General features: G+C 51.8%; 16 protein-coding genes, 1 tRNA gene and 1 riboswitch. Of the genes, 5 read left to right on the forward strand and 12 right to left on the reverse strand.

The genetic code is table 11. The features are described 5' to 3' along the window. Nucleotides 1-100: 100 nt before the first annotated feature. From RW092_RS23500 to RW092_RS23520, 5 genes are all read right to left on the reverse strand, one after another. Nucleotides 101-388, reverse strand: a complete 288-nt coding sequence (locus RW092_RS23500) for a hypothetical protein (protein WP_316011433.1) — start codon at nt 386-388, stop codon at nt 101-103. A gap of 97 nt (nt 389-485) precedes the next feature. Beyond that, nucleotides 486-1,592 carry a Gfo/Idh/MocA family protein gene (locus RW092_RS23505; RefSeq protein WP_028537447.1) on the reverse strand — a complete coding sequence of 369 codons (1,107 nt, stop codon included), beginning with the start codon at nt 1,590-1,592 and terminating at the stop codon, nt 486-488. Beyond that, complete coding sequence (locus RW092_RS23510; protein ID WP_016311397.1) at nt 1,592-2,323, reverse strand: ThuA domain-containing protein; 732 nt, start codon at nt 2,321-2,323, stop codon at nt 1,592-1,594. The genes RW092_RS23505 and RW092_RS23510 overlap by 1 nt, the downstream gene beginning before the upstream one ends. Before the next feature lie 238 nt (nt 2,324-2,561). After that, entirely contained in the window at nt 2,562-3,722 is a 1,161-nt protein-coding gene (locus tag RW092_RS23515; protein WP_127575703.1) for a Gfo/Idh/MocA family protein, read from the reverse strand. 150 nt (nt 3,723-3,872) lie between these two features. Continuing rightward, nucleotides 3,873-4,697, reverse strand: coding sequence for an AraC family transcriptional regulator (locus RW092_RS23520; RefSeq protein WP_028539712.1), 825 nt, complete (start codon nt 4,695-4,697; stop codon nt 3,873-3,875). A 153-nt stretch (nt 4,698-4,850) separates the two neighbouring features. Between RW092_RS23520 and RW092_RS23525 the strand changes: the two genes are divergently transcribed. Continuing rightward, a complete protein-coding gene (locus RW092_RS23525; protein WP_085278012.1) occupies nt 4,851-5,894 on the forward strand; it encodes a YkvI family membrane protein in 1,044 nt (347 codons plus the stop codon). 187 nt (nt 5,895-6,081) lie between these two features. Then, entirely contained in the window at nt 6,082-6,873 is a 792-nt protein-coding gene (locus RW092_RS23530) for a helix-turn-helix domain-containing protein (protein WP_198032046.1), read from the forward strand. Between the two features lie 68 nt (nt 6,874-6,941). Here RW092_RS23530 and thiH read toward each other — a convergent pair whose 3' ends face one another. Genes thiH through RW092_RS23550 form a run of 4 tightly spaced genes read right to left on the reverse strand, consistent with a single transcriptional unit; the run spans nt 6,942 to nt 9,698 of the window. Further along, nucleotides 6,942-8,057, reverse strand: coding sequence for a 2-iminoacetate synthase ThiH (thiH, locus tag RW092_RS23535; RefSeq protein WP_316011434.1), 1,116 nt, complete (start codon nt 8,055-8,057; stop codon nt 6,942-6,944). A gap of 3 nt (nt 8,058-8,060) precedes the next feature. Next, complete coding sequence (locus RW092_RS23540) at nt 8,061-8,840, reverse strand: thiazole synthase (RefSeq protein WP_016311404.1); 780 nt, start codon at nt 8,838-8,840, stop codon at nt 8,061-8,063. A gap of 4 nt (nt 8,841-8,844) precedes the next feature. Next, nucleotides 8,845-9,048, reverse strand: a complete 204-nt coding sequence (gene thiS, locus RW092_RS23545; RefSeq protein WP_016311405.1) for a sulfur carrier protein ThiS — start codon at nt 9,046-9,048, stop codon at nt 8,845-8,847. 5 nt (nt 9,049-9,053) lie between these two features. After that, on the reverse strand, nt 9,054-9,698 hold the full coding sequence (locus RW092_RS23550; RefSeq protein ID WP_085278010.1) for a thiamine phosphate synthase: 645 nt from the start codon (nt 9,696-9,698) through the stop codon (nt 9,054-9,056). A gap of 112 nt (nt 9,699-9,810) precedes the next feature. Further along, a riboswitch (TPP riboswitch) is annotated at nt 9,811-9,913 on the reverse strand. Nucleotides 9,914-10,129: 216 nt separating this feature from the next. Between RW092_RS23550 and RW092_RS23555 the strand changes: the two genes are divergently transcribed. Then, nucleotides 10,130-11,059 (forward strand): FUSC family protein, encoded by a 930-nt coding sequence (locus RW092_RS23555; protein WP_316011435.1) that lies wholly within the window; start codon nt 10,130-10,132, stop codon nt 11,057-11,059. Nucleotides 11,060-11,147: 88 nt separating this feature from the next. On the opposite strand, the gene RW092_RS23560 is transcribed toward RW092_RS23555, so the two are convergent. Further along, entirely contained in the window at nt 11,148-11,993 is an 846-nt protein-coding gene (locus RW092_RS23560; protein ID WP_316011436.1) for an SDR family oxidoreductase, read from the reverse strand. A gap of 95 nt (nt 11,994-12,088) precedes the next feature. Here RW092_RS23560 and RW092_RS23565 point away from each other — a divergent pair, with 95 nt between their 5' ends. Beyond that, nucleotides 12,089-12,505, forward strand: a complete 417-nt coding sequence (locus tag RW092_RS23565; RefSeq protein WP_316011437.1) for a MerR family transcriptional regulator — start codon at nt 12,089-12,091, stop codon at nt 12,503-12,505. Nucleotides 12,506-12,525: 20 nt separating this feature from the next. Here the strand turns inward: RW092_RS23565 and RW092_RS23570 are convergent, their stop codons facing one another. Then, on the reverse strand, nt 12,526-12,711 hold the full coding sequence (locus RW092_RS23570; protein ID WP_009224153.1) for a hypothetical protein: 186 nt from the start codon (nt 12,709-12,711) through the stop codon (nt 12,526-12,528). 98 nt (nt 12,712-12,809) lie between these two features. On the opposite strand from RW092_RS23570, the gene RW092_RS23575 reads away from it, so the two are divergent. Further along, nucleotides 12,810-13,208 carry a hypothetical protein gene (locus tag RW092_RS23575; protein ID WP_316011438.1) on the forward strand — a complete coding sequence of 133 codons (399 nt, stop codon included), beginning with the start codon at nt 12,810-12,812 and terminating at the stop codon, nt 13,206-13,208. A 41-nt stretch (nt 13,209-13,249) separates the two neighbouring features. On the opposite strand, the gene RW092_RS23580 is transcribed toward RW092_RS23575, so the two are convergent. After that, nucleotides 13,250-13,323 (reverse strand) — tRNA-Pro (locus RW092_RS23580). Nucleotides 13,324-13,490 lie beyond the last annotated feature (167 nt).

Here is a 13,490-nt window from a genome sequence, read left to right on the forward strand (position 1 = left end):
ATAGTCGCTGGGGATTTCCTCTTTATATTTTGATTATATTACACGCCAGAAAGTACAAACTCCGGGGATTGGCATCCTGATATCGCAAGAAAAACATCCGCTAAACGCGGTCTGTCGACTTAGAATGTACGTCGATTGATTTTTTTCTTACAGGCAAGATGCTGCGATTTTTGTGAAACAACCTTATCACACGAATTCGCTTCATCACCTCCGTTCCGACAGCACTTCCCATCGAGCCGAGCAGCACGCTGGCAGTTGCCACTTTGATCAGGTAGTACAGCCCCGTTCCGGTGATCAAATCCAGGATAATGAAATTCCGAATCGTTGATGCCCGAATCGACACAAAAATAAATGGACGTTGTTTCCGCTCCATCATCGTTCTCCCCATTCCTCTCCATCCTTGCTGTTCAACTATATGGGGGGCAGAGTTTGGACTATTCGTAAAAAAAGAACCCCCGAACTTGTATGAAGTCGGGGGTTCTTCGCTATTCGTCGAGATGATACGGCTTCAGATTCAGAGGCAACGCTGCCGGCGGAGTGCAGGTGCTTTGCATTTGATAGAAGGTGCCCGTATCGGAAGCATCATGGAAGCCCCACATGGCCTCCAGCACATGATAGGCAAGCTCGCCGGTGGCGCGGTGCGGCCGCCCGTGCAGTAAAGCGCTGGCCATATCCGCTGGGCCGATGCCGCGGCTGTTCTCGGCGTAGCCCGGGAGTAAAGGCACTTCGGTCCAGGCTTCTTCGCCGATCCTGCGGAACTTCACCGGGCCGCCAAAAGTGTTAGGATCCGGCACAAGTAGGGTGCCTTCTGTCCCGTGAATTTCGATTGGCGGAAGTGTACTGCCGCCAAAGATGTCAAAGCTGGTCGTGAGCGTAGCGATCGCGCCTTGCGCAAACTCCAGCGTGCCGGTGACATGGGTCGGGACTTCGACCGGGATCTTTTGCCCATACTTTTTCTCGCTGGTGATGGTACGCTGTTCCAGCGCTTTGCCGGTCATGCCGGCGATCCGCTTAATCGGCCCCAGCAGTTGAATAAGTGCGGTCAAATAGTAGGGGCCCATATCAAACATCGGGCCGCCGCCTTTGGCATAATAAAATTCCGGATCCGGATGCCAGAACTCATGGCCGCGGCTCATCATAAATGCCGCCGCTGAGACCGGCCGGCCAATCGCCCCGTCCTGGATGAGCTTCAGGGCTGTTTGGATGCCGGCGCCAAAGAACGTTTCCGGCGCGCTGCCGACCATCAGTCCACGCTCGCGGGCCGCGGCGAGAACGGCCAAGCCTTCCTCGCGGGTGACAGCCAGCGGCTTCTCCACGTATACATGTTTACCGGCTTCCAGCACCTTTAGGCAAACCTCGGCATGGGCTGCCGGAATTGTTAAGTTAATGACGATCTGGATGTCAGGATCCTGCAGCAGCTCGTCAACCGTGCAAGCAAAGGGGACGTTATATTGCTTGGCCTGCTCCTGCGCCCGGTTCAAGTCGAGGTCGGCGCAGGCGACGAGATCAAGCGCTTCGAACTTTGCACAATTCTCCATGTAGATGCCGCTGATTTTGCCGCAGCCGATAATCCCTACTTTGATTTTGTCCATTATTGGCTGTCCCCCATGCCCGTGTAATTGCTGTCAATCCGTGCATTTTCACCAAGAGACTCGACTGCAAGGCGTTTGCCTTCTGCCGCCCACAGCATCCCGCGGGTCATCATTTCCTTCACTGGAGGCAGGTCGACGATGTCAGCATGATGTCCCAGCGAGTTATAGTACACGCGTCCAACTCCCCAGCGCTTAGTCCAGACCACTGGCATATCCACCGGCTTGTTCAGACGATGGGGTCCGTCAACGACCGGGAAGCGCGTCGTGGCGAGCACTTCAACGGCAGGATCGACATGCAGGTAATATTGCTCCGTTTTCACATAAAAGTCTTCGATTCCCTCCACCAGCGGGCTGGAATTGGCGATAATCTCCACCTTGTACTCGACTCCGTCATTCCCCGGGTGGGCTACCCATTGTCCGCCGGTCATAAATTGCCAGTCGACATTGTTTCGGAACGAATCACACATTCCACCATGGCAGCCAGCTAATCCGGTTCCGGCTTGTACCGCCGCGGATACGTTATTGACGAACTTTTGTTCAATTGTTCCCATCGTCCATACCGGGACAATCAGATCAAGACCGAGGAGCTTCTCCGCATCGGCAAAAGCCTCCAGCGTATCGGAGACCTCCACCTCAAAGGCGTGCTCCCGCAAAGCGCCGGCAAAGATGCTGGCAACCTGCTCCGGCTCATGTCCGTCCCAGCCGCCCCAAACGATTAAAGCTTTTTTCATTTCTTAATTCCTTCTCTCGTGATTAGTTGTTGGATCTAAGCTAACGGACACCAAAGGCGTTATCAACTTACACATGCACCTCCGGGATTTCTAACGGACCGAGGAGACCTTATTTCGAAAAAAATCAGCCCCGTGTTCGCCGCAATCGGCCGGTAAGGTCATTGGAGTCCGTTACAGCGGGAAATTGCCGGGAAATCGGCAAATAAGCTCCCTGTGGTCCGTTAGAGTAACGTGTCCATCACATTTCAGAAATCGCGACCCAGCGCCGATCTTCAATCGAGCGTTCTACCGCTTCCAGCACAGCCTGGCATTGCACGCCTTCACGGAAGCTTGGCACCGGCTGACGGCCTTCCCGAATGGCCGAAGTCAGCTCCAGCACCTCGTGCGTAAACGTATGTTCGAACCCGATCGTGTGCCCTGGCGGCCACCAAGCTTCGGCATAAGCGTGAACCGGATCGGTAGCGAGCACACGCCGGAAGCCTTGGACATCAGCATCGTCGGAGGTGAAGTATACCTCAAGCTCATTCATCCGCTCGAAGTCGAATCTTACGCTGCCCAAGCTGCCGTTGATTTCAAACGCATTCGTCGAACGATGACCCGCGGCAAACCGCGTGGCCTCAAAGCTGCCTAATGCACCGTTAGTGAAGCGGGCCAGGAACAGCGTAGCGTCATCGACCGTGACTGGTCCCTTCGGCGCATCGGCGCTGCTCTTGGCGCTAAGACCGGTCATATTCTCCGCGAGCGGCCGTTCCTTAATAAACGTCTCGCTCATGCCAATCACTTCCTGGATGTCCCCAACCAGATAGTGAGCGAGATCGATCAGATGCGCCCCTAAATCGCCATGGGACCCTGATCCAGCAATATCCTTCTGCAGCCGCCAAACCAGCGGGAAGGACGGATCCATGACCCAATCCTGCAGGAACCAGGCCCGGAAATGGTAGATCCGTCCGAGTCGGCCGCTCTGTACCAGCTCCTTCGCTAACCGGACGGCCGGCGAGAAACGGTAGTTGAAGCCGACCATATGGGCGACGCCTGCGGCTTCAGCCGCAGCCAGCATCTCCCGGGCATCCTGCAATGTAAGCGCTAACGGTTTCTCGCAAAAAATATGCTTACCTGCCTTCGCTGCCGCCAACGCGATTTCCTTATGGGCGTCGCTGGGGGCATTGATGTCGATCAGGTCGATATCGTCTCTGGCGACTAGCTCTCGCCAATCCGTCGTCGTTTCGCGCCATCCCAGCTGATTTGCTGCCTCTTGCACCGCTTTTTCGTTCCGGCCGCATAATACAGCCATCTCCGGCTTTAAGGCGTCAGGGAAAAACATCGGCAGCGCCCGGTAGGCGTTGCTGTGGGCTTTGCCCATAAACTTATAACCGATCATTCCAACTCGCAGCGGGTTCATCGAATTCCTCCGTTTCGCGGGTATAGTCAAAGTTTTTATAATTTAACTTTTTCAAACCCATTATAATTAGATTTCCTTGCAATCTCTCGCCAGTTTATGCGTATATCTGGACAAAATATGCGTTTTCCCATTCCCTGCATTGCCGTTCGACTATCGTGAGGGACGCAGGCTGGATGGGACATAGCCCCGCAGCTCCTTAAACACGCGGTTAAACGTGCGAATGCTGCTGAAGCCGCACTCAAGAGCGATTTCCATAATGCTGAGTTCGCTGGTCAACAGCTGATGCTCCGCGCTGAGGACGCGAACTGTGTTGAGGTAAGTTTTAAAATTCATGCCGATGGCAGCTTTGAAGGAACGGCTGAAATGGGAGGGCTCCATGGAAAAACGCTTCGCCATCACCTCCACATTTAATTCCTCCCGGTAATGGTCCTCGATATAGGACAAAATTTGCTGCATCCGAGCCCGGCGGGACTCATACTTCTCCTTCGTGGTGCGGTCCATGGGCAGCGTGTCCAACGCTCTTTGCAGGCTGCCGCACAGCTTTAAGATTCCAGCTTTCAGCAGCAAGGGGTAGCCGGGTTTCTTTTCGTCTTTTTCCTGGATCAGCTCGTCTAAGATCGTTTTTACGGTTTCAAGCCCTGGAGTACCTGCTGGAATATAGGGGGAGGTGAAGCGGAAGTCGGACGGCCAGCTTTTGGTCATCGTAATCCACTCCGGTTTACAGATCAGAATAATGATTTCCGACTCCAACTCCCGGCTGTCAAAATAGTGGATATCGTTGCTGCCGCAGATGACCATGTCGCCTTGCCGAAGCAAGCGGATCTCTTCATTCACCCCAATTCGAATGGCGCCGGAGCGGACATAAATAAACTCGATTTCAGCATGGAAATGGGGATAAAACGTAATATTCTTGCTTTGGTAAATGTCCATCGGAAGCTCGGGATCCAATTTCCAATTTTGATAGAACGATTTCACTTAGATCCCTCCGTGTCATTAAAATTACCTTCCCTCCTAAATGTACTGCATGATGGCGGAAGATTCCTCTTTTTTTCTTAGAAGAATAGATGGAGGAGCTTGGACATAGGATGAAATTGGAACAATTCAAAAAATGGAAATGATGGTGGCAATATGAAGCATCGATGGGTCAAAATATTTCAAATTGCCGTAACTTACATCGGTACGGTGGTTGGCGCCGGTTTTGCTTCGGGACAATCGATTATGCAATTTTTTACCCTATATGGTTCGGTTGGCGCTGCCGGGATTATTGTTTCGACGCTGCTGTTCATGTGGTTAGGGACAAAAATGATGATCTATGCCCATCGAATCCAGGCATTTTCGTACCAAGAGTTTAATGATCATTTGTTTGGCTCCTTGTTCGGCAAGGTTGCCAACTTCCTGACCCTGCTGATCCTGCTGGGGGTTACCGCCGTCATGTTGTCCGGCACCGGGTCAATCTTTGCTGAGCAGCTTCAGCTGCCTTATCAGCTCGGAATCATCGTGAGTATCGTCCTGAGCTATCTGGTGATGACACGGGGGATGAACGGTATCGTCGTGGTGAATGTGCTGGTCGTGCCGATGATTCTTCTATTTACGAGCTTGATCGCGTTTCGCGCGATTGAGCCGGAAGGACTGTTTGGGATCAACGGCTTTCAGCTGCAACAATTGCAAAGTTACAAGTGGGTACTGAGCCCATTTGTGTATGCTGCGCTTAATTTTGCATTTATCCAGGCTGTGTTAATTCCGTTGGGGAGTGAGATTCAAGAGGAGAGTACCTTAAAATGGGGAGGCTTCTGGGGCGGTATCGGGCTTGGCTCTATGCTGCTGATCTACCATTTCGCATTGAACTCCCGAATGCCAGAAATGCTAGGTTACGATATTCCGATGGCGGAAATTGTACAGGACCTCGGCCCGTTTCTGCATGTGCTGTTTCTGTTAGTGCTCTATGGCGAAATATTTACGACCCTGATCGGCAATGTCTTTGGCGTCACAAGACAGCTGCATAGCCTCTATAAGGTGCCTGAAAACATGACCATGGTGATGATCCTGCTTGCTTGCTTTGTGATCAGCCAGGCTGGTTTTTCTTCCCTTTTAACCTACCTGTATCCCATGTTTGGGTATATCGGGATGCTGCTGCTTATTTTATTGGCGTTCCGACGGTTACCTCTCCGTTAACTTCCTGTTCTCCATAGCTGCTGAAAATATCACGGAACCGATTTCCCGGCTCGTTTATACTTAGGAAAATCGACTATTTCCCGAGCAATAAAGCTGGTATTTAGCGATTCGCAACCTGTAGTTGACAGATTGCCAACTTCGCTTGGTCGATCGGTGACGGAGGAGCAGCTATGATGGAGGCGGGGTGATGAAGAATATGGATTTTGCAGATAAGCTGCAGAACTATCGGAGACAAAAAGGAATGTCCCAGGAAAAACTGGCGGAAGCGATCGGCGTATCACGCCAAGCGGTTTCGAAGTGGGAGTCGGGTCAGTCATACCCGGAAACGGATAAACTGATCGCATTATGCGAATTGTTTGAGGTTAGCATGGATCATTTGGTCCGGGGAGTGCCAACGGAAAAAAGGGAGCTTTCTCCGGAATCAAATGGATCGGCGATGTTCCGCTATCGATATCACTATGAATATAAAAGTGAAAGAACCTGGTTTGGCGTACCGCTCCTGCACATCAATGTGGGGCGCGGGATGTACGTCGCCAAAGGGATCATCGCGATCGGCAATATTTCCATCGGCGCTGTCTCCCTGGGGCTCATTGCGCTTGGCGGTTTAAGTCTGGGTGTGTTGGCGGCGGGGGTGATAAGTCTGGCTGCGATTGCCTTAGCCTTGATTCTAGCGTTGGGCGGCTTTGCGGCCGGTTTCATCGCAGCTGGAGGGGCCGCTGTTGGTGTGTTGGCTTTTGGCGGATTCGCCGTGGGCGTGTATTCCTTTGGCGGCCTAGCGATCGCATCGAGGATTGCCGTCGGAGGTTATGCCAGCGGGCACATCGCCATTGGTGATGCTGTACGCGGAACTTATTCAATGGCGATCCCAGACGGCGAATTGACCCACGTTCAGGCCGAACAGGTGAGGGCTTTGATCAACCAGGAATACCCAAAGATGTGGAAACCGCTGACAGAATGGATCGTTTCATTATTCCATTGATAGGATAAGTAGATGAGCCGGACATTTCCCTGGATATTAGGGAGGGTCCGGCTCGATTGATGTTCACCTTAGCCTTCAATGGGGACTAAGATATCCCAGTCTTTAAACACGGGCTGCAGCCCGTTATGATAGAGCATTTCCCGAATCTCAGCCACGCTGCGCTCATCGGAAATTTCAAATTGCGGGGTGCCGCCCCCTTGGGAGTGGCCCCCAACGGCCGTGGATACACCAGCTGACATCTTGGTCACCCCAAGGTGAACCAGTCTGTCACGTAACCGGGCAGGCTCCCGGCTGGATAAGGTGATCCCGGCCCGCGGCAGAAAGAGACGGTAGACGAGCATCACCTGTACCAAAGCCCGATCGGTCACCTGGGCATCCGGTTCGTAATCTCCGAGAAAAGGGCGGAAGCGCGGAATCGATAAGCTGATCTCACAACCTGGATACTTGGTTTGCAAATAATCCGCGTGCATGGCGGCAAAGAAGGCTTCCTGTCTCCAATCGTACAAGCCAAGTAATGCCCCGATATTCACGGCCCGGTAACCTGCAGCACATCCGCGTTCCGGGGCATCCAGCCGATTTCGATAATTGCGCTTGGGGCCTTTGATATGGAGCTTGGCATAGGTTTCCCGGTGGTAGACCTCTTGGAATACCGTCAGGCTGTCTACGCCTGCCGCAGCTAGCTCCTGATATTCGGAGACAGACAGCGGGTTCACCTCAATGCCGATGGATGAAAAATAATTGCGCAGCACCTTCACGCAGTCTCTTAAGTATTCGACCGGGGAATCTTTGCGGGATTCACCGGTTAACAGCAGGATATGACGGATCCCGGTTGCCGCAATCGCTTCAGCTTCCCGTTCGACCTCTTGCATGTCTAATTTTTTTCGCGGAAAATCATAGATCGAACTAAAGCTGCAATACTCACAGTGGTTCACACAATAATCGGACACATACATCGGGGTAAACAATTGGATTACGTTCCCGAACTGGCTTTGGGTGATCTGCTGAGCCCGTTGGGCCATCTCCTCCAAATGTCGATCAGCCGCTGGTGACAGCAAGGCTAGCAGATCCTCCGCATCAAGCTTAGGCTTGCTAAGCGCCCGCCTTACATCTGCATCGCTGTAACCTTGAAGCCGCTGTGGAAAGGGGAAGCCTTCCCAGGATTGGATTTTGTCATAGAAGCTCATCCCTTAGGCCTCCACTTCATCCAGAAATCCGGTTAGCGGGGAAGAGGCTACCGCGTTTTGCTCCACCGGTCCCAGCCCGGCCAGATGGGCTAATCTGCCGGCTATAACGGCTGCGCGGAACGCTTCAGCCATGCCCAGCGGATCGCGGGCGGTTGCAATCGCCGTATTTAAGAGGACAGCCGCTGCGCCCATTTCCATCGCTTCCGCTGCCTCTGACGGCTTGCCGATCCCGGCGTCTACGATCACCGGCAGGCCTGATTCCTCGATCAGGATCTGAATCAATTCCTTCGTCCGCAGGCCGCGGTTGCTGCCAATCGGTGAACCGAGCGGCATGACGGCAGCGGCTCCAGCATCCCTTAACCGGAGCGCGGCCGATAGATCCGGGCTCATATAAGGAAGGACTACGAAGCCTTCTGCGGCCAGTACCTCGGTTGCTTTAATGGTTTCCACGTTGTCTGGCAGCAGATAACGTTGATCCTGAATGACCTCCAGTTTAATCCAATTGCCCATATCCGCCGCTCTGGCCAGCCTTGCGATGCGGATTGCTTCTTCTGCGTTGCGGGCACCGGAAGTGTTCGGCAGCAGCGTCATATGTGGAGGAATATGATGCAGCAGATTTTCCTCCTCCCAATCGGGATTCACTCTTCTTAAAGCGACCGTGATGACTTCTGCTCCCGAACGTTCGATCACTTCGGGAATTAAGGTGTTGCGGTTATATTTGCCAGTACCGATAAAGAGACGGCTGGACAACGCCTTGCCGCCAATATGGAATAAGTCCTGCATAGGATCAACCTCCCCCAACAAAATGGACTAGCTCAATACGATCCCCATCCGATAACGGGGTCACGTCATAGTCTTCCTTTCGTACAACTGTACCGTTTAGTTCAACCAACAGCTTTCGGTCCTTCCATGGGGGCTCTGCTAATAAATCGGCCAGTGTGACACAGCTTTCGTTGATCGTCGTCTCTTTCCCATTCAGACGAACCTGCACGGGGTTCACCTCCTTTCCAGCCAAGCTGCCTGCATTGCCTTGCGATATGCTTGGGCCTCTTCCGCCGGGTCTGGTGCATGGAACAGGCTTGTCATGACGGCAACCCCTTGGGCGCCGCAGCGGATGACCTCTCCCGCATGGTCCGGACGGATGCCTCCTATGGCGATCACCGGAACCGGGCAAGCTTGAGCCGTTGCCGTGAGTGCTGCCAGTCCTCTGCCGGGAAGTCCAGGTTTGCTGAACGTATCGTATACATGACCGAACAGGCAATAATCCGCTCCATCTGCGGCGGCTTGCATCGCTTCTTCCGCCGAATGAACCGACCTGCCCAAGCGCATCCCAGTGGCTAACGGACGAGCGGCATCCACTGGAAGACTGTGGCCGGCTAAGTGGACATTCATGGCCCGAGCAGCCAAGGCGACGTCCAGGCGGTCGTTCACGACAATTTGGGACAGCGGAATGCCGGCTTCCAGCATCTGTTGAATGACCTCCAGCTGACCTTTCGCCGTGAGCTGCTTATCCCGTACATGGATGTAATCCAGGTAGGGCAGGGCTCTGAGGGACACCCTGAGCAGTTCGGATATGTGAATGGGAGAGATAGAGATCAGATGCAGTTCGGGTGTGGTCAGTGTGATTTTTTGGCTCGTCATGTTCACCCCTCTGAGGTTCGATATGCAATGCAAAAAAGCCCCCTCCGCAAGGAGGGGGCTAGTTCAGCAACAGAAGGAATAAGCCTAAATAGACTTATGTTCTGGTTCATACATGCTTTACGCTCCACTTCCCTACGCAGGTCTTAACCCGTTCAGGTTCAAAGGGTCCGAATCTTGCGATTCATCTCAGCCTTGCGGCTCCCCTAGTGTCGATCGATATCCATTTGTCATGTTTACTATACACGGGGATCCAAATAATTACAACCGTTGAATTGGAATGGGTTATGCTGGCTGCTTTACCTCGTTTCCAAGAAATTTTCATGAAAATGTCACGATTTATCGCAAAAATAGCTGGTTTGTGATGTTTAATGAAATTGAAGCGAAACAAAAACATTCTCTATAATACGGTCGGAGTTTGATTGGGGGGAGTGATGAGATTGAAATGGACGATTGGTTTACGCAATCTCAAGACGGGGCTAGCCATCTGTTTGTGTGTGATCGTTGCAGCGTTATTGCGCCTGGAATATCCTTTTTACGCTGCGATCGCCACGATCATTTCCATGGAAAATTCAGTTGCCAACTCCTTTACGGCCGGGAAACATCGGACGATGGGGACGTTTGTTGGGGCGATTGTGGGTGCAGGCTTCGCCATGATTGAACCTGGGAACGCCATATATTGTGCGTTAGGGGTCATCGTCGTAATCTATGTCTGCAATCTGTTGAATTGGAATAAGTCGATATCCATCGGCTGTATCGTTTTTTTAGCCATTATGTTAAATCTTCAGCCGGGGGAAAGTCCGATTTTTTATGGGATTAACCGGATCACGGACACCCTGGTTGGGATTGCTGTTGCGGTGATCGTCAATTTGGTCGTCTTTCCTCCAAAACATGAGGCGGATTTGGAAAAGGCGCGTAAATCTGTCGCCAAGCGGATGGCCGATTTATTCGGGCAGATCACGACGTGCCGGGAAGTCGTCGATTTGAAGAGCTTTCGTGCGGAGCTGGCTTGTCTGGAGAAATATTATCAGCTCTGCAAAGAGGAATTCCATCTGACTCGGGATCTCAGTGAATCGATGGAGCACATTGGCAAAGAAATTGAATCCTATCGCCACATCTATGAGCATTTGGTGATTTTGCAACAGCTGCTTGCCGAGCATCGACAGTTGCTGGTCGAGGCTGATCTTGAACGAAGCGATTCCGTTGAGGCAGGAACCCGCAACGCAGAACAGCAGTACAGAATAGAAACCGTCTATGAGTACCACGCGGATTGGATATACGCTGAGCTGCAGAAGCTGGGATTACCGCTTCCGATTAAGGAGCGGGGTCGTTTCCAGACGAAAGCGGAGCTTAAAATATCGTAACGTGGGTATGATGCCTACGATTTTCTAACGAACAGGTAGAAAGGGGATGTCCCAAGAGCCGTGAAGGGCTAGTGGGGCATCCTTATTTTTATGCAAAATAGTGTCCTGACTCAAGATCAGCGATCAGCCCGGGTTGCACCGGTTTCCAGCCGAGAAGCTCCCGCGTCGCTGGGCTTGCTTGCGCTGTGTTGTACAAACTTGTGATGTCGTATTGCGCAATGGAACCCAGAAAACCGAAATGGGCTTCAGCCTCTTCCGGTGTGATGCTGACCACAGGCACATTTAACTGCCGTCCGATGACAGCGGCGATCTCGCGAAGCTGAATGCCTTCGTCGCCGGCGCCAAGCAAGCGTGAACCTGCCGGGGCGGATTCCAACGCCCGACGGTACAGAACCGCTGCATCCAGGCGATGAATGGCTGGCCAGCGGTTCGTGCCTTCGCCGATATAAGCAGAGCAACCCTTCGCCCGGGCGATATCGATCATCATGGGCACGAATCCCCCATCGCCTTCACCGTGGACAGATGGTGCAAGTGTCACAACGGACGATCGAACTCCTCGATCCGCCATGGCAAGCACCGCCTGATCGACGGTATGCCCATTGGCGTGAGCTGTCGTAATGAACGGCTTGCCTGAGCCTTCGAGCGCGGCTCCTATGGCTTCGACGGCACGTAAATCGAGAGCCAGCGCGCCCTCAAAATCGGAAAAATCATTTGTGAACGCCAGATGAATGACGCCGTCCGCCGTCTCCGCGGCAGCGCGCAGTGTATCGAGATCTTCGAGTGTTCCATAAACCGCTTTTGCACCCAGCGACTGTAGTGTTGCGGCTTTCTTTTCCGATCGACAAAGACCCGTCACAGAATGTCCCGCACCCGTCAATTCCCGTACGACCGCGGAGCCGATATACCCGGTGGCACCTGTAACAAAAACATGCATCCTCAAGTTCCTCCTTCACAATTTGACTGCTGAAACAGGTATAGCATAAACTATAGAGTGAACTCTAGGGCAAGTGGCCAAAGGAGAAAAAGTAGATGAAAATTCAGGAACTCGCCGACAAAATGGGTTTGACGATTCATACGATCCGCTTCTATGAAAAGGAAGGGTTGCTGGATGAGCGGCATGTTCAGCGGGAAAGCAACAATTACCGCAATTATTCAGAAGAAGCGATCGAGCGCTTGAGGATGATTAAGAAATTCCAATCTATCGGCTGTTCGCTGGCTGAATTGAAGGATGTGCTGCAGGAGCACGATGCCCATACGAGCACGAACGAACAAACCATCGAATGGATCCGAAGCAAGATGAAGGAGATTGAGGACAAAAAGAAAGAGTACGATCAAATGCTGGACACTCTAAGCAAAATGCTGGAGTACCGGACCTTCCTTAAGGTCGATCCGCAAAAAGCCGAAGCATTTCTGAAGAATTGGAAGGCCGAAGCAGGATGGGACTGATAGAGTCAGTACGATGGCTGTTAGAATCTAAAGGAGAAGAAAAGAAGGAGTCCTACGATGATGACGAGAGTGGTCCAAAAGCCGCCTTTTGCTAAAGCGTCCCAATCTCCGATTTCAGCACGATTCATCGAATCCGCAAAATTGATGAAAGGCTTACGTTGATACTCTTTAAACTTTTCTTTCTCTTGTTTCTCCCACATATTCACTGTAATCCCTCCCTATGGGTTACCCTTTAACATTAGTATACTTGGAACCGCGTTGAAGAGCATTCATTTTTTTAAATTGAGTTTAGGAGTCGATCTCTATGAACAAACTCCCCCCAAATAAATCAATGAAGTCTTCTCTTCAAGAAGTTGAGAATTTCCTTATTCAAACCTACTCAGCCAAGAAGATCCCCGTTTCGAACTTTGAGGAACTTAGAAACGACGCTCAGGTTAAATTTGATCGGATTGTGGCTTGCTTTGAAGTGGATCATCCGGAAGTTCTTAAGAGCATCTTTAATGAAGATGAGAAGAAGATGCACGAAGACTACAGGAATCATCATAGAAATGCGACATTTACAACTCCTTGGCAGAAGATCAATGCGGGGCAGCTTCTGAGAGTTGTTTTAGAAAGCGAGGACGGGGTCAATTTTAGTAACTTCACCGTTCAGGGGTTGTGCATGAGGTTGGTTAATGATCTTTCAGCCTTAAAAACGCAATAAAAAATCGCGGCCATAAGACCGCGATATTGGTGCCATAAGAATCGAGACGACAGGATTTGAACCTGCGACCTCTTGCTCCCGAAGCAAGCGCTCTACCAAGCTGAGCCACGTCTCGTCAGCAATATTATTAATTTTGGGGGGAAACATTAATACATTATACACTTTTAGGCGAAGCTGTAAAGGGGGGACGGATGAAAAATTTTTGAACGCAAGGAATCGGAACCAACCGTGTCAACTCATATAAAAATGTTACCGAAGGATAATGGTTCACTCACGTAATTT

It is taken from the genome of Paenibacillus sp. 3LSP, from assembly GCF_032465655.1.
Classification (GTDB): Bacteria; Bacillota; Bacilli; order Paenibacillales; family Paenibacillaceae; genus Fontibacillus; species Fontibacillus barengoltzii.